The sequence below is a fragment of the Corynebacterium sp. ACRPJ genome, assembly GCF_022347345.1.
Classification (GTDB): Bacteria; Actinomycetota; Actinomycetes; order Mycobacteriales; family Mycobacteriaceae; genus Corynebacterium; species Corynebacterium tuberculostearicum_D.
The window spans coordinates 248,255-264,101 of record NZ_JAKRNC010000001.1 but is presented as its reverse complement, the minus strand read 5'-3'; the positions used below and the strand labels follow the sequence as shown (position 1 = coordinate 264,101).

The 15,847-nt window shown below is 59.5% G+C and carries 16 protein-coding genes; 5 read left to right on the top strand and 11 right to left on the bottom strand.

Going from position 1 to position 15,847, the window contains the following annotated elements:
- Positions 1–22: 22 nt before the first annotated feature.
- The 4 genes from thrC to MHY08_RS01225 are packed head-to-tail and all read left to right on the top strand — an operon-like array spanning position 23 to position 3,001.
- The gene (gene thrC, locus MHY08_RS01240; RefSeq protein WP_239234839.1) at positions 23–1,465 is read left to right on the top strand and encodes a threonine synthase; all 1,443 of its coding nucleotides are present in this window, start codon (positions 23–25) and stop codon (positions 1,463–1,465) included.
- A 3-nt stretch (positions 1,466–1,468) separates the two neighbouring features.
- Entirely contained in the window at positions 1,469–1,615 is a 147-nt protein-coding gene (locus MHY08_RS01235) for a hypothetical protein (protein WP_204608261.1), read from the top strand.
- Positions 1,593–2,426: a trypsin-like serine protease gene (locus MHY08_RS01230; RefSeq protein ID WP_204608263.1), complete on the top strand. Its 834-nt coding sequence runs from the start codon at positions 1,593–1,595 to the stop codon at positions 2,424–2,426. Before MHY08_RS01235 ends, MHY08_RS01230 begins: the two co-directional genes overlap by 23 nt.
- A 29-nt stretch (positions 2,427–2,455) precedes the next feature.
- On the top strand, positions 2,456–3,001 hold the full coding sequence (locus MHY08_RS01225; protein WP_005324414.1) for an NUDIX domain-containing protein: 546 nt from the start codon (positions 2,456–2,458) through the stop codon (positions 2,999–3,001).
- A gap of 2 nt (positions 3,002–3,003) precedes the next feature.
- Here the strand turns inward: MHY08_RS01225 and MHY08_RS01220 are convergent, their stop codons facing one another.
- The 5 genes from MHY08_RS01220 to glnA all read right to left on the bottom strand — a co-directional run bounded on the left by MHY08_RS01220 (position 3,004) and on the right by glnA (position 7,426).
- Positions 3,004–3,378 (bottom strand): hypothetical protein, encoded by a 375-nt coding sequence (locus MHY08_RS01220; protein WP_239234837.1) that lies wholly within the window; start codon positions 3,376–3,378, stop codon positions 3,004–3,006.
- Positions 3,378–3,587, bottom strand: coding sequence for a hypothetical protein (locus MHY08_RS01215; RefSeq protein ID WP_204608270.1), 210 nt, complete (start codon positions 3,585–3,587; stop codon positions 3,378–3,380). Before MHY08_RS01215 ends, MHY08_RS01220 begins: the two co-directional genes overlap by 1 nt.
- Before the next feature lie 18 nt (positions 3,588–3,605).
- The gene (locus MHY08_RS01210) at positions 3,606–4,577 is read right to left on the bottom strand and encodes a TDT family transporter (protein ID WP_301714113.1); all 972 of its coding nucleotides are present in this window, start codon (positions 4,575–4,577) and stop codon (positions 3,606–3,608) included.
- A gap of 172 nt (positions 4,578–4,749) precedes the next feature.
- The gene (locus MHY08_RS01205) at positions 4,750–5,655 is read right to left on the bottom strand and encodes an Abi family protein (RefSeq protein WP_239234835.1); all 906 of its coding nucleotides are present in this window, start codon (positions 5,653–5,655) and stop codon (positions 4,750–4,752) included.
- Positions 5,656–5,992: 337 nt separating this feature from the next.
- A complete protein-coding gene (gene glnA / locus MHY08_RS01200; protein ID WP_239234833.1) occupies positions 5,993–7,426 on the bottom strand; it encodes a type I glutamate--ammonia ligase in 1,434 nt (477 codons plus the stop codon).
- Between the two features lie 118 nt (positions 7,427–7,544).
- On the opposite strand from glnA, the gene MHY08_RS01195 reads away from it, so the two are divergent.
- Positions 7,545–8,018, top strand: coding sequence for an RDD family protein (locus MHY08_RS01195; RefSeq protein WP_049377713.1), 474 nt, complete (start codon positions 7,545–7,547; stop codon positions 8,016–8,018).
- A gap of 314 nt (positions 8,019–8,332) precedes the next feature.
- Here the strand turns inward: MHY08_RS01195 and MHY08_RS01190 are convergent, their stop codons facing one another.
- The 6 genes from MHY08_RS01190 to gcvP form a co-directional block, all read right to left on the bottom strand.
- Positions 8,333–9,118 carry a DUF4191 domain-containing protein gene (locus MHY08_RS01190; RefSeq protein WP_239234831.1) on the bottom strand — a complete coding sequence of 262 codons (786 nt, stop codon included), beginning with the start codon at positions 9,116–9,118 and terminating at the stop codon, positions 8,333–8,335.
- A gap of 81 nt (positions 9,119–9,199) precedes the next feature.
- Entirely contained in the window at positions 9,200–10,264 is a 1,065-nt protein-coding gene (gene lipA, locus MHY08_RS01185) for a lipoyl synthase (RefSeq protein ID WP_005327094.1), read from the bottom strand.
- A gap of 127 nt (positions 10,265–10,391) precedes the next feature.
- On the bottom strand, positions 10,392–11,195 hold the full coding sequence (gene lipB / locus MHY08_RS01180; RefSeq protein WP_239234829.1) for a lipoyl(octanoyl) transferase LipB: 804 nt from the start codon (positions 11,193–11,195) through the stop codon (positions 10,392–10,394).
- A gap of 80 nt (positions 11,196–11,275) precedes the next feature.
- Positions 11,276–11,668: a glycine cleavage system protein GcvH gene (gene gcvH, locus MHY08_RS01175; RefSeq protein ID WP_239228204.1), complete on the bottom strand. Its 393-nt coding sequence runs from the start codon at positions 11,666–11,668 to the stop codon at positions 11,276–11,278.
- 36 nt (positions 11,669–11,704) lie between these two features.
- Positions 11,705–12,817: a glycine cleavage system aminomethyltransferase GcvT gene (gene gcvT / locus MHY08_RS01170; protein WP_239234827.1), complete on the bottom strand. Its 1,113-nt coding sequence runs from the start codon at positions 12,815–12,817 to the stop codon at positions 11,705–11,707.
- A gap of 2 nt (positions 12,818–12,819) precedes the next feature.
- Positions 12,820–15,663: an aminomethyl-transferring glycine dehydrogenase gene (gene gcvP / locus MHY08_RS01165; RefSeq protein ID WP_239234825.1), complete on the bottom strand. Its 2,844-nt coding sequence runs from the start codon at positions 15,661–15,663 to the stop codon at positions 12,820–12,822.
- Positions 15,664–15,847: the final 184 nt, after the last annotated feature.

The following is a 15,847-nucleotide window of genomic DNA, read 5'->3' as shown; positions in this document are numbered from 1 at the left end:
TTAACTACTAAGATTCTTTTGTGTGAAGTACATTTCGACCCGCGATACCGCCCGTCAGCCCGCATCTTTTACAGATATTCTCCTCGGCGGGCTTGCCCCCGATGGCGGTTTATACCTGCCTGAGAGCTACCCACAGTTAGATTCCGGCACTTTAAATTCATGGCGCAGGCTCCTAGCAGACAAAGGCTACGCGGCACTCGCGGCCGAGGTACTTAAGCTTTTCATTGACGATATTCCGGCGCAAGACATCGAGGACATCGCCGCGCGCGCCTACACCAGCCCCAAGTTCGCGGACCCGGAAATTGTCCCCGTCACAGAATTAGGCGAGGGCCTTTTCATCGGCCATCTATCTGAGGGACCTACCGCGGCTTTTAAGGACATGGCCATGCAGCTTTTGGGGGAGCTCTTTGAATACGAGCTCGCCCGCCGCGGCGAGACCCTCAATATTTTGGGCGCCACCTCAGGCGATACAGGGTCCTCTGCAGAGTATGCGATGCGCGGGCGCCACGGCATTCGCGTCTTTATGCTCACCCCGGCCGGCCGCATGACGGCCTTCCAGCAGGCACAGATGTTTGGATTGGATGACCCGAATATCTTCAACATCGCCCTAGACGGTGTCTTTGATGATTGCCAGGACGTGGTCAAGGCTGTATCTGGCGATGCCGACTTCAAGGCCGCCTACCGCATTGGCGCGGTCAATTCCATTAACTGGGCACGGCTGATGGCCCAGGTGGTCTACTACATCTCCTGCTGGCTCAAGGTCACCGAAACCGCCGATCAGAAAGTTTCCTTTAGCGTTCCCACCGGTAACTTTGGCGATATCTGTGCCGGCCACATCGCTCGCCAGATGGGCCTTCCCATTGATCGCCTCATCGTGGCAACCAATGAAAATGATGTGCTGGATGAGTTCTTCCGCACCGGAAACTACCGGCCGCGTCCAGCCGCAGAGACCATGGCAACCTCTTCGCCGTCCATGGATATCTCACGCGCCTCGAATTTTGAGCGCTTTGCGTTCGACTTGCTCGGCCGCGATGCAGCCGAAACCGCGGAACTATTCGGCACCAAGGTGAAAGAGGGCGGCTTTAGCCTCGACCACGACAAGATTGCTGCTGCCCGCGAGGACTATGGTTTCCTGTCCGGTTCCTCCAGCCATGCCGATCGCCTAGCCACCATCAAGGACGTACACGAGCGCTTTGATTACCTGGCGGATCCGCACACGGCCGACGGCATCAAGGTGGCTCGTGGCGCACAGCGCGAGGGGGTAAAGACTCCAATCGTGTGTCTGGAGACCGCGCTGCCGGTGAAGTTTGCCGAGACGATCACGGAAGCCATCGGCTCTGCCCCTGAGCCGCCCGAGCGCTTTGCCGGCATCCTCGATACTGAGCGGCACGTCAAGGACTTGCCTAATGATGCCGCGGAGGTCAAGGATTACATCACCACGTCGATTCAGAAAACGGAGGTTTAGACCATGGCCCTAGAAAATTTTGCCGGCCCGGAACACTACACCGAGTTTGATCCGGAAAAGTTCATCCGCGATCTCAAAGCCCAGGCGGAGATGGATGCGGAAGAAGAGAACAAGGACAACGCCGGGGATGCGGACGCGGAGAGCAACTAGCGTCTTTGTAGCGTGCACGGCCGCGTTCCTTGCGGCCTGCAGCCCGGTGCGGGGTGGGGAAGAGCCAAGTTTCTCCGCCCTGTCTTATAAAAACCTCATTCCCAATGAGTCTTACTCCCCGGCCGCGGCGCCGCTCGCGCCGGGCACCGCCTTGGATCTCTCCGGCGATGAACCGCGGCCGGGTGCCTACTTCAACTACCAGTCTTGTACCGCGGCATGGTCATTTACGCTTGCCGACGCCCGAACGATCGCCGTTACCGCTTCCCATTGTGGCAAACCAGGTGATAAGGTCTGGGCCGGCACCGCCGACGGCGACTTCAGCTACCCCGCTGAACCTATCGGCGAGGTCATCTACTCTGACTTTTATGCCGACGACAGCCACGACCTCGACGTGGCCTTTATTGAGATCACCGGCAGCGCTGAGTACTACGTCCCCGGGGCGGTGGACAATAGCGTCGCCACCTCCCTGGCTCACCTGCCGCATCAGGTGTGCAAGCTTGGCCGCGTGACCGATGAGACGTGCGGCACGCTTTCCCATGATGCAGAGATGGCGCAGCTGAACTCGGAGGGACTCCAGCGTGATTCGCTCGCCGCTAGGGCGCGCGTATGCAGCACCAATGGCGACTCCGGTGGTCCGGTGTATGGCGAAGTAGAAGGAAAACAAACCATCGTGGGCGTGGTTTCCGGAACGACGCAACACCTCGAAGAAGGCCACACCTGCCAAACCACGTCAACGGACATGGAGCTGTCTTTCACGCTGGCCACCGATATTCAGCTTCTAGCGAAAGAGGTCTTGGGGCCCATGGCCTAAGTGCGCCGCACTGGTCTACGCTAGGTGGCATGCCGACTCCAGATTTTATTGTTCAGCTGCGCGAAAAGATTGGACACGATCAGATCTTTGTGCCAGCCTGCAGCGCCATCATCATCCGCGATGTGCCGGCAGACGCCGCGCTGTGGGAAGTCCCCTCCGTGCTGCTAGTAAAGCGTTCCGATAACGGTACGTGGACCCCGGTGGAAGGAATCTGTGAGCCAGGCGAGGAGATCACCACCACCGCGCTGCGAGAAGTCAAAGAGGAAGTCGGTCTCGATGCCAAGGTGGAAGCGCTATTGGGCGTGGGGCAGTCCGGGCCAGTGACCTACCCCAACGGTGATGAGTGCACCTTTATGGGAACCGCGCTGCGCGTATCAGTAGCCGATGGCGCAGAGCCGGTCATTAGCGATGAAGAAAATACCGAGGCAGGGTGGTTCTCCGTGGCAAAGCTCCCCGATAGCGTCTCCCGCCGCCACCGCCTCATGATTGCCGACGCCGTAGCGCAGATGAAGCATCCCCGCGGCTTTGCCCCACGCATGGGCTGGATGAAGCGCAGCGAACGACCGGGACTGTAGGGTTAGTCTTCTGCGGCGTCGGCAAGCAGCCCGCTCAATTGCTGCGGATTCTGGGCGGCGATGAGTTCTTGTGCAATGCCATCGCGCGCATCGGCAATGTCGTCTTTGCTGCCGCAGGAAATCACGGTATCGCTGATAGTAAGCAAGAGCTTGCCGCGCCGGGCTAGGTCATAAAAGAGCGGGTAGTCTTCTTCGTCCCAGCGCCAGGCAGTGGCGTAGAAGTCCCGCGCGCCTGTGCCAAGCCACGACGTCTCCAAGAGCAGGTGGCCGCGGCGCAGGAAGATTCCGTCTCGCTGCAGGCCAGCGAGTACGTCCCTCACCGCAGGCAGGTTCGCGCGATCCCAAGCGATGAAGGTGATAGGGGAGCTATTATGCATCAGCGGCGCCGGCGACGATTACCATCTGCGCGGCCGCCGGAATAGGCGCGCACGGAATTCTCGCCGCCCTCGGGACCCAAGTCATCGATGCCCCAGGAATCTTCCGCATAGATTGCGTATTCCCTGCTCCAGTGCTCGCGCCGCGGTCGCTCCTCACGCCTGCGGCGGCGTGTGCGGCGCTTTCCTCGTTCGAAGCTGGCGTCTCGCATAGTGGCTGCGCCTCCTTGCTACCTTTTGGGCCCAGTCTTAATGAGTGGCTCTTCAGGGCCGGTTTCCTTCCTTCCCTCCCACACCCAGCTAAGGAAGCGGGTGGAGCACAGCATCCAGTGGGCGGTGAGGAGGACGGGGATGGTGAGCGCAATGGCGTCGATAAGCTCGGAGCCATTGACCAATGCCAGCTGGTGGCCGCCCATGCTTACGGTTCCCGGCGGGAACGTGCAAGACCACCACGCCGGGGAGTACGGAACCCACCGCGCCACATTGGGATAGAAGGTAAACATCGCGTAGATGGACAGCGGAATGGCGATAATAAGCGCCGTTACGCCGTAATAAATGGACACCGGGCCGGGGAAGAGAATCTGCATTGCCGTGGTGGACTGGCCCACCACGCCTAACGGGACCCAGGCGGTGGCTGATTTCGCGCCGGTGAAATCCACCTTGCCGTGCCAAGCGGCCCAATACACGCGGGCGAAGGTGGGCACCGCCGTCACCAGGGACATGAAGAAAAATACCGTACCCATCACGTGGTAGAGCGGGCCGTAATCATTAGCCAGCCAACCGGAAACGGAAGCCGAAATCATAGGGCCGACCAGCGGCAGGCCCCAGGTGAACTTCGGTTCGCCATCAAAGCGCGTGAGCTGGATAGCCCACGTAATAACCGTAACCGGGCCACCGATCCAAAAGCCCACGAGACGGAAGGTAGGGATATCCGTCAGGCCCGAAAGCGCGGCACCGAGCGCCAAGATTCCGATGAAAAACATCGACCACTCCGCCATAGTGGTGCGCTCAAAGCTAGGGTGGCGGTAGCGCAAGAAACCCGCGGTGAGAACGACAAAGATGACGCACGCGATGGCGGCAAAAATGCCGGCCAGAATCATCAATCCTTCTTCCACGAGCAGGCGCGAAACGATGGAGGTGCCCATGAGGCTGCCTCCCCACGCGGGGCCAGGGGCTGGGAGTTGGCGGAATCTATCAGTCACACCCACATGTTAATTTCTTTCGGTCGGGTTATCAGAATTTTGCTGTCGTTTTTGCTGGTGAGAACTCTCGCTAAGCGTGCATATAGGGGCGGGGGTCAATCCCACGTGAATGTGTGTCCGGGGTCGCAAGAAAAGGGCTGGAATACCATTGCGTGTTCATACAACGAGGAGGCTATGAATGATGAGGATTCGCTATACCTTGGTGGAAATCCGGATTTCGTTCGACCAGCTTCATATACTCATCCAAAAATCCAACCCGCGAATTCGTAAGGAAGAGAAAGTTATCAAGGGCTACAATTACTGCTAGTAGCGAGTTCTCGCCGTAATTTTGACCTAAAACTTTCTCAGCACGCCGCTTCGTAGCATTGGATACTGCAGGTTGGTCCAAAACGAAACTATTCCATAACCGAGCTGAGTGAGCACACTTATTTCTCACGAAAGTAAAAGAGCGCAATTGGCGCGCTAAATATTGTTTCTTTACGCCAAGAATGGAACAAGTCTTTGCGTAAACTTGGTTGTTGTCGTTTCGGAAGCTAATTGCTTTCGACAACGTACCAAAGGACAGTGCCTCGACTGCCACCCAAATTGGCACATCGTAAACCCACCTTTCAGTATCGGACCCTGAGTCCTTTTGGTATTTGTGGAGGTATGGTTCCTTAGACCGCTTGAGCTCACTGATAATTAGATCGCGAGTGGGCCTCATAGACGGATTTGGTGGGCGCCGGTACGCAGTGGGCTGAAGATACTTCTCATAAGGAGAATGGATTTCACCTTCGCTGAGAGCAAAGGCTGTCCTGGCAGCAAGCTCTGCTTCTTGGAGCCCGCGGAGAAGAAGAGAACGAAGTTCGATGTCCAACCGGTAGATTTTAACTATTTCATCCCACTGGGTGCCAGGAAAGAATTTGGCTTCGTCACCGGCTATGTCTTCTTGGAAGTACCGCATGTAGCCCGAAAAGCGGTAATAATTTTGGCGCTCAAGGAAATCTTTAGCAGATTTTTCGGAAGGAAGGATTAACCCACGGCGTTGAATTAAACTAACTTGTTCTTCAATGCTAAGGAACTTCTTCCTGCGGTTCATTGCTTCAGAATAGCAAAGCCCCCCTCTCATATTGAGCTGTTCCTATGGGAAGCTTGGAGGGGGTATCGATTGACTAAAGTATAGCTCAAAATGCGCAATTTTAGTAATCATTTGCGCAAAATTTTGTTCACGGCCCACGCATTTGGGAAACGCTTCGGTAGTCAATTAACAAGGAGTGGCCACCGCTAAGAATCAAGGGCGCTTGTCAATAGTCGGTGTAAAACCTCTGAATCCAAAGTGCACATAGATCTGCAAAGCCCCCAATCGGCACTCAGCAATTTGGGAGCCTAGGAAGGCGGAAAGCTGGTGGCGAGAGGGGGCGTCGGCAAGCGTAGCTCTAGCAGTCGTAGTACATCTCAAATTCCTGCGGGGTAGGACGCAGGCGAACAGGGTTAATCTCGTTCTCGTACTTGTAGTTGATGTAGGTCTCGATGAGATCCTCGGTGAAGACATCGCCTTCGGTGAGGAAGTCCATGTCCTCCTGCAGGGCCTTGAGGGAAGCCTCGAGGGAGGTCGGTGCCTGCGGGATGGATTCAGCCTCTGCGGGCGGCAGCTCGTAGAGGTCTTTATCAACTGGAGCGTGCGGCTCAATGCGGTTCTTTACGCCGTCGATGCCGGCCATCATCATGGCGGCAAAGCCCAAGTAAGGGTTGCCGGATGGATCCGGTGCGCGGAACTCGATGCGCTTGGCCTTCGGGTTGGAACCGGTAATCGGGATACGGATAGCGGCCGAGCGGTTGCGCTGGGAGTACACCAGGTTAATCGGGGCCTCGAAGCCCGGCACCAGGCGGTGGTAGGAGTTCAGCGTCGGGTTGGTGAACGCGAGAACGGCACCAGCGTGGTGGAGGATGCCGCCGATGTAGTAGCGGGCGATATCGGAAAGCCCTGCGTAGCCAGCCTCGTCGTGGAAGAGAGGCTTGCCGTCCTTCCACAGGGACATGTGGGCGTGCATACCGGAACCATTATCGCCGGCCAGCGGCTTGGGCATGAAAGTTGCGGTCTTGCCCCACTGTGCCGCAGTCTGCTTAATCACGTATTTGAAAGTCTGGATGTCATCGCCCGCGTGCAACATGGAGTTGAAGCGGTAGTTGATCTCATTCTGGCCGGCGCCGACCTCGTGGTGGAAGCGCTCGATTTGGAAGCCAACCTTTTGCAGGTTCTCTACCATGGCATCGCGCACCTCACCGTGCTTGTCATACGGCGCGGTGGGGAAGTAGCCGCCCTTCATGCGCGTCTTGTAGCCGGTGTTCGGGGTGCCGTCGAAGTTGGTTTCCTTATCGCGGTTCCACCAACCTTCATCGGTATCGACCTCATAGAAACCGTGGTGGGCATCGGTGGCGTAGCGTACGGAGTCAAAGAGGTAGAACTCGGCCTCAGCGCCAAAGTTGCAGGTATCGGCAATGCCGGTGGACTGCAGGTACTCTTCCGCCTTGCGCGCGATGTTGCGCGGGTCGCGGGAGAAAGGTTCAAAGGTAAATGGGTCGTGGACGAAGAATTTGATATTCAGGGTCTTGGTCGTGCGGAACGGATCGATATGCGCGGTGGCCGGATCCGGCAGCAGGGTCATATCGGACTCATCGATGGTGGTGAATCCGCGGATAGAGGAGCCGTCGAAGGCAAGGCCATTTTCGGCATCTTCTACGGTGAACTCATCTGCTGGGATGGAAAAGTGGTGCTCGGTGCCTGGGACGTCCGTAAAGCGGATATCGACGAACTTTACGTCCTCGTCCTTAATGAATTGGACGATGTCCTGCACTGTCTCGAAAGACACGTTTGTCTCCTCGTTGTTGACCGGTGAATTGTCTCTCTATAGCCTACTAGGTTCCCACCGTTGGCATCGCGATTCCCCTCGTTTCACATCTCACTTTGTGCCCGCTAGATTGGTGAGCATGGCAGATAAGCGTACGTGGCTCGACGGGCCGAATATTCCGGGCGAATACGATGACATGGAAGGCCCCGGCCGCTGGCCAGGTGAAAAGCTCGGCCTTCCGGAGTCCGGGCCGGGGTCACTGGCCCCGGTTGGCCGCCGCGCCGGCGCCGTGGCCATTGACTGGATCGTGTGCATGCTCATTGCCAACCTGATCCACATGTTCACCACGGAACTTGGGGGCGTGGCTTTCTTGGGCTACGCCCTGTGGGTCATCATGGGCATCGTGTGTGGTTGGCTCTTTGCCCGCACCCCCGGCATGCTGCTGTTGGGTATGGGCGTGGCGCGACTCGATGTCCCCGGTGCCCGCGTGGGCCTTTGGCGCGCGGCGCTGCGCACAGTGCTCACCGGTGTGCTGTTCCCAGCGGCCATGGTTGATGCGGATGGACGCGGAATGCATGACCGCGCCACCGGCACGATCGTTATTCGCTCTTAAGTTTTTCCGCTGCGCTCCCATAAGGACTGCTCTTTGTTAAGATACAGCTTTTAGATGTGGTCGATTTAGCGGCAGGAGAAGGGGCACGACTATGCGGATAAAGGTCTTAGCCATAATTGGGGTGGTCTTAATAGCAATCTCCGTCGGCGTTGGCTGGCCTTATTGGATTACGCAGGGCTTAGCTATTGTGGTCTTAGCGCTGCTTGTTACGGCCAGAATGGAAAAATAGTCTCGGCTGTTAAACACCACGGGTTTGGGATATAAAAAGTCCCTGCGGCACCATGCACGGTGCAGCAGGGATTAGCTTTAGGCGCTTATTTATTCTTCTTGCGCTGCTGGGCGCGGCGCATGCGGCGGTTCATGCCGGCCATGTTCTGCGCCTGGTGGGGCATCGGGCCCTTGGGCATACCCGGGGTGGTACCCGGCATGGAGTCCATGGCCTCGATGCGGCGGATGTTGTCGTAGGTTTGGTTCTTATTGAAGTTGCGCGGCAGCTTCATGACCTTATTGCGCAGCTTGGATACGGGAACCTCGTCCTCGCCGTTGCCTACGAAAATCTCGTAGACGGGAACGCCGCCGGCGATCTTGTCTACACGCTTCTTAAGCTGGTTCAAGGTGGGGCGTACGCGGTTCTTATTGCCCTCGCAAACGAAGATGACGCCGGCATTGCCGATGACGCGGTGGATAAGATCCTGCTGGCGGGTAGCGGCCACACCGGTCTTTACGGACCACACGATGCCCACGGTATTGCGCAGCTGCTGCTCCAGCGCCCAGCCGGCAGCGCCGGGCTGGTCTTCTACGCGCTTGTACATATCGCGCTCAAGGCGGCGGGTGAAGAGGAACATAGCGAGCAGCGCGCCGATGCCCAAACCGAGGATGAGCATGAACCACTCGCCGCTAAAAAGCATGCCAATGAGGAAGAAGAGCAAGCCCATGCCCAGGAAGGCACCCAGCATGATGGGGATAAGCGCCTTATCCTGCTTGCGCTGCATATTGAATGCTTGCCACATTTGGGACCAGGTTTGCTTACGCTGCTGGCGCTTGGCCGCGCGTTCTTGCTTCTTTGCAGCCTTTAGTGCTGCCTTGTCATCTTTCGCCATGGCTCCTACTTTAAAGGTCAACGGGCATAAATGTTAAAACGGCCCACGCGAAAAGCGCAGGCCGTTATGAAAACGTTCGGTTTAGCGGATGGTGGCCGCCGCCGAATTCGCATTAGCCGGGGTCTTGGCCATGCGGGTGGTCACTGGAGTCTCTTCCGAGGGGCCGTACTTCTCCAGCAGGGTGGAGGCCTCTTGGGCGGTGGCACCCTGGGAGGTCTCGGCCAGGTGCTTGAGGTTTTCCGGCAGCTCAAAGCCGCGCTTTTCCATGGCCTGCACGTAGAGGCGGCCGGCGCGGTAGGACGAGCGCACCAGCGGGCCGGACATGACGCCGCCGAAGCCGAGCTCCTTGGCCAGCTTGGAGTGGGCGACGAATTCCTCTGGGCGCACCCAGCGCTCAATTGGGTGGAAGCGCGGGCCGGGGCGCAGGTACTGGGTGATGGTGATGATATCGCAGCCAGCAGAGCGCAGGTCACGCAATGCTTCCTCGACCTCATCCTCGGTCTCGCCCATGCCCAAAATCAGGTTGGACTTGGTAATCAGGCCATAGTCGTGGGCCTGGCGGATAACGTCCAGGGAGCGCTCGTAGCGGAAGGCCGGGCGGATGCGCTTAAAGATGCGCGGCACGGTTTCCAGGTTGTGGGCGAAGACCTCTGGCTTGGCCTCAAAGACCTCTTCCAAAAGGTCCGGCTTGCCGGAGAAATCCGGGGTGAGGTTTTCCACGCCGGTATGGGGGTTAAGCTCGTGAATCTTGCGCACGACCTCGGCATAGAGCCAGGCGCCCTCATCCGGAAGATCGTCGCGGGTAACGCCGGTAATGGTGGTGTAGTTAAGGTCCATTTCCCGGATATTTTCGGCCACGCGGCGCGGTTCGTCGCGGTCGAGTTCTTCCGGCTTGCCGGTGGCAATATCGCAGAAGTCGCAGCGGCGGGTGCACTTATCGCCACCGATAAGGAACGTAGCCTCGCGGGATTCCCAGCACTCGTGGATATTCGGGCAGCCTGCCTCTTGGCACACGGTGTGCAGGGAAGCGCCGGCCACGCGGGACTTCATGTCCTCGTAGCCCGGGCCGGTGCGGACCTGGTTGCGAATCCAGCGTGGCTTTTGTTCGATGGGTGACTCCGCATTCTTCTTTTCAATGCGGAGCATCTTGCGTCCTTCAGGCTTTACAGTCACAAAAACTCACTTTATCGGTTGATGGTGGTGATGGCTAATAGCTCTTCTAGGTATATGTCGCCGCAGTCACATCCTATTCCGCGCCAGCCCCGAACGAGGGCTACTGCTGCGCTTGCCGACGCCTCTCCCGTGCCCTTTCATTAGCCAGCTTCGTGGGATCCGGGGCTGAGCCGAAGGTGTGGTCGGCAACGATGAGGCGGCCCGAGAGGGCGTCGTCCAGCGCTTGCAACAGCGGTTGGGTGGCATCCTCGAGGCTGACTGGGTGGCCCAGTTCTAGGGACAGGGTGGTCACGTCGGCGTCATCGATGCCACAGGCCACGATGTGGTCGTAGTACTCCAGCGTATTGCAGCAATTGAGCGCTAAGCCGTGCATGGTCACCCCGCGGGTAATGCGGATGCCCAGGGCGGCAATCTTGCGGTCGCGCTTCGGGGCAGCCGGATCCTTGGCCTGGGTGGTGGAGGGGACCCAAACCCCCGAGCGGCCGTCGATGCGCCCAGCGGTGGTCACCCCCATCTGGCGAACCGTCTGGATGGTGGCTTCCTCCAAGCGGCGGACATAGTCGACGACGTCGACAGGCTCAGCCAGCTTAATAATGGGGTAGATGACCAACTGGCCCTCGCCGTGCCAGGTGATGCGCCCGCCGCGGTCCACGGTGATAACGGGCAGGCCGTTATCGGGCATATCCTCTGGCTGGGTGCGCTTGCCGGCGGTATAGATATTGGGGTGCTCAACCACGAGCACCACGTCGCCTTGCTCGCCCTTGGCGCGGGCGGCCGCTAACTCGGCCTGGTAATCCCACGCCTCCTGGTAGTCCATCCGGCCCAAGAAACGGACCTCTAGTGGCTTATCGGAGGCGCGGATGGAGCGCTCGGCGGGGAAGAAGGGATCGCGTGGTGCAGTCATAGCCTCAAAGTTTCCTCTGGTGCGGTGGGCAAAGCAAAGCGGGAGGATGCGCGTGGCACACCCTCCCGCGTGGGACTGAATTAGTCCAGGCCGTTAGCGGATGCGTAGGCGGCGGCATCCATGAGCTCGCCGGCCTCATCTACCTCGACCTCGAAGAGCCAGCCCTCACCGAACGGGTCGTTGTTGATGACGGCGTAGTCATCGTGTACGGCCTCGTTGACAGCCTTGACGGTGCCGGTGACAGGGGAGTAGAGGTCAGAGACGGACTTGGTGGATTCCACCTCGCCACAGGACTCGCCGGCGGTGACGGTATCGCCCACCTCCGGTAGCTCAGCAAAGACAACCTCGCCCAAGCGATCGGCAGCGATGGAGGTAATGCCGATGCGCACGGTAGCGCCAGCGACGGCGTCAGCGGTGGCGTTGACCCACTCGTGGTCTTCGGAGTAGGAGAAATCTTGTGGAAGGGTAGCCATGGTGGTGTAGTCCTTTCGGGCTGGTTGAGATGATGTTTACTTATCGCGCTTGTAGAACGGCAACGCGGTTACTTCAAAAGGATAGCGCTTGCCGCGGATCTCTACTTCGACTTCGGCGCCGGGCTCGAGTTCGGCGCTGGTTTCCAGCAGCGCGATGGCAACTGGGTGTCCCAGGGTGGGGGAAGGCTGGCCGGAGGTGACGGTTCCGACCTTCTTGTCTCCCACGAATACTTCGGCGCCGGCGCGCGCGGCGCGGCGCTGCGTGGAGGTGAGGCCGGTGATCGCCACCTGCGGGCCGTCGGCGGCGCGCTGGCGGATGACCTCGGAGCCGACGAAATCGGCTTCCTTCTTGGCAAAGGCACGCGCCATGCCCGCCTCTACCGGGGTGATATCGCGAGAGAGCTCGTTGCCGTAGAGCGGCATGCCGGCCTCGAGGCGCAGGGAATCGCGGGCGGCAAGGCCGCACGGCTTGAGGTCGTATTCCTCACCGGCCTTGAGCAGTTCTTCCCACAGCTGCGGGGCATCGGAGTTATACACGATGAGCTCGAAGCCATCCTCACCGGTGTAGCCGGTGCGCGCGATAATGGCGAAGGTGCGCGCTACCTTGCCCATGGTGGCGGCGTAGTAGCCGAGGTTATATACCTCGTCCTGCTTATTGTCTTCTACCAGCGGTACGAGGATTTCTGCGGCCTTAGGGCCCTGGACGGCGATCATGGCGACGTCCTGGGACTCGTTCTTCAGAGTCACATCGAAGCCCTCGGCGCGCTTATTGAGCTCGTCCCACACGGTATCGGCGTTGCCGGCATTCGGGACGACGAGGAATTTGTCCTCTTCAAAGCGGTAGGTAATCAGGTCATCGATGATGCCGCCGTCCTCAGCGGTAATCATGGAGTACTTGGCCTTGCCCACCTTGAGGGGCTCAAAATTGGAGATGAAGGCATAGGACAAGAACTTGCTGGCGTCCGAGCCGTTGACCCAGATTTCGCCCATGTGGGAAAGATCAAAGAGGCCAGCGGTGCTGCGCACCGCGCGGTGCTCATCCAGCTCGTTCTGGTACTTCAAGGGCATGTTCCACGGGCCGAAGGCCGTGAAAGTGGCGCCGAGCTTGTCGTGCTCGGCATGAAGCGGGGAGGTGAGTAGTTCGGTCATGGTTACTCCTCAGAATCGTCGATGTCGAAAGCTTCTGGTGGTGGGCAGCTGCAGACTAGGTTGCGGTCGCCGTAGGCCTCGTCGATGCGGCGCACCGGCGGGAAGTACTTGTAGCTGTGGCGCAGGGATTTCACGGGCCACGCTGCCTTTTCGCGGCTGAAGGCGAATTCCCACGTATCGGAGCCGATGGACTCCGCGGTAAATGGTGCGTGGTGAATAACGGAGCCTTCGTAGGAAACCTCGCCGTCGATAATTTCTTGGATCTCGGCGCGAATGGTGCGCATGGCCTCAATGAAGCGGTCCAGCTCGCCCAGGTCTTCCGACTCGGTGGGCTCGACCATGAGGGTTCCGGCCACCGGGAAGGCGAGGGTCGGGGCATGGAAACCAAAGTCCACGAGGCGCTTGGCTACGTCGGCTGCGGTGACCCCGGAGGCGTCGGTAAGCGCGCGCAGATCCAGGATGCATTCGTGCGCAACCAAGCCAGCGTTGCCGGTGTAGAGCACAGGGAAGGAATCTTCCAAGGACTTGGCCAGGTAGTTCGCGCCCAAAATCGCGTGGGCGGAGGCCTGGGCCAGTCCCTGTGCCCCGGTCATAGCTAGGTACGCCCAGGAAATCGGCAGCACACCCGCCGAGCCGTACTTGGTATTGGTAATTGGCACGCCCTGACCTACCGGGGTAGCGGTGGTGGCATCCAGCTGCGGATCCGCGGCGTTGGTGGGCAGGAAGGGGATGAGGTGCTCGGCCACTGCGACCGGACCCACGCCCGGGCCGCCACCGCCATGCGGAATGGTAAAGGTCTTGTGCAGGTTGAGGTGGGAAACATCGCCGCCGAACTGGCCTGGGCGGGCCCAGCCGGTCAGCGCGTTCATATTCGCACCGTCGATGTAGACCTGGCCGCCCACCGCGTGGACCTTATCGCATACGTCGCGGACCTCGGGGTCAAAGACACCGTGGGTGGACGGGTAGGTCACCATGATGCCGGCGATGTGGTTGCCGTGCTTGGCAATCTTCTCATCCAAATCCGCCAGGTCAATAGAGCCATCCTCGGCGGTCTTGACCACAACAACGCGCAGGTTAGCCAGCGTTGCCGAAGCCGCATTGGTACCGTGCGCGGAAGCTGGGATGAGCACTACATCGCGCTCGTTATCGCCATTGGCTACGTGGTAGCGGCGGATGGCCAAAAGACCCGCCAGCTCGCCCTGGGAGCCGGCATTGGGCTGGATGGAGACCTTGGCATAACCAGTGACCTCGGCCAGCCAGCCCTCAATCTCTTCTACCAAGGCGCGCCAACCGGCGGTCGTTTCCTCTGGTGCGTAGGGGTGGATGCCTGCAAACTCCGGCCAGGAAATCGGCTCCATGGCGGCGGTGGGGTTGAGCTTCATGGTGCAGGAGCCCAGCGGAATCATGGTGCGGTCGAGCGCCAAGTCCTTATCGGCCAGCTTGCGCAGGTAGCGCAGCATCTGGGTCTCGGAATGGATGCGGTTGAAGATCTCGTGCTGGAGTGGCTCCTCGCCACGCTGCAGGTTCTCCGGCAGGGCAAAGTCGGCCTCAGCAGCTTTGGCGCCGAAGGCCTGGGCGAGCTTGGCGACGTCCTCCTTGGTCGCCGACTCACCAAAGGACACCGATACCTTGTCCTCGCCGATGGTGCGCACGAGGTAGCCCTCCTTTTGGAGGTCAGTCTTGATGGTGGCGGCGTCTACGCCGGCGACGGTCACGGTATCGAAGAAGTCCTCGGACACGAGTTGCTTTCCGGCATCCTTGACGGCCTGCGCAAAGGAGGAAGCGAGCGCGTGGACGCGCTGGGCAATGGCCGTGAGGCCTTGCGGACCGTGGTAGACGGCATACATGGAGGCGACATTGGCTAGCAGTGCCTGCGCAGTACAGATATTGGAGGTGGCGCGTTCGCGGCGAATGTGCTGCTCGCGGGTCTGCAGTGCCAAGCGGTAAGCGGGGCGACCATCCGCGTCCTTGGACACGCCCACGATGCGGCCAGGCATCTGGCGCTTGAGCTTTTCTGTGACCGCCATGTAGGCAGCGTGCGGGCCGCCGAAGAAGAGCGGAACGCCAAAGCGCTGGGAAGAACCGAGCACAATATCGGCGCCCAGCGAGCCAGGTGCCTCCAGCAGGAGCAGCGAAAGCGGGTCGGTGGCCACGGTGGCCAGAGCGCCGCGGGTGTGCAGCTCCTCGATGATGGTGGAGGGGTCAAAGATGTCGCCCTCGGTACCGGTGTAGGCGATTACTGCGCCGATGAGGTCCTCGCCCACGAGGCCTTCGCGCAGGTCTACGATTTCTACCTCGAGGTCAATCGCGCGGGCACGCTCTGCGGCGACGGTAAGCACCTGCGGGTGCAGGCGAGAATCTAGCACCACGCGGCGCCCCTTCTTGACCGCGCGGGACATAAGTCCCACGGCTTCCGCAGTGGCAGAGGCCTCATCCAGCAAGGATGCATTCGCGATGGGCAGACCGGTCAGAGACTCAATCATGGTCTGGAAGTTCAGTAGCGCTTCAAGACGACCCTGGGAGATTTCCGGCTGATACGGGGTGTAGGCGGTGTACCATCCCGCATCCTCCAACAAACCGCGGCGGATGACCGCGGGGGTGAGGGTGTCAGAAAAGCCTTGTCCATAGAAGGACTTCAGCACGGTGTTCTGGTTGGCGTACTCCCGCAAGGTAGCCTGCGCCTCATCTTCCGAGAGTGCCTCAGGAAGCTGAGGTAGTTCTGCGGCGCGGATCTTCGACGGAATGGCGGCATCGACCAGCGCGTCCACGCTGTCGTAGCCTACCTTCGCAAGCATGGTGGCCTGCTCCGCAGAATCCGGCCCTAGGTGGCGGGAGATGAATTCCATGTCAGTGAGACTCCTTAATAGGGGGACAGTGGCTGTAACCGCCCCAATTATATGTTTAACAATGGGTGAGCCGATCCCGCTTTGGAAATTTTTATGCAGCGCGTCACTGTATAGAACTGCACCCAGTGCGCTCACCATGGGCTTAGGGGCAAGTCTCCCCCAACACCTCGAATAAAAAGGGATG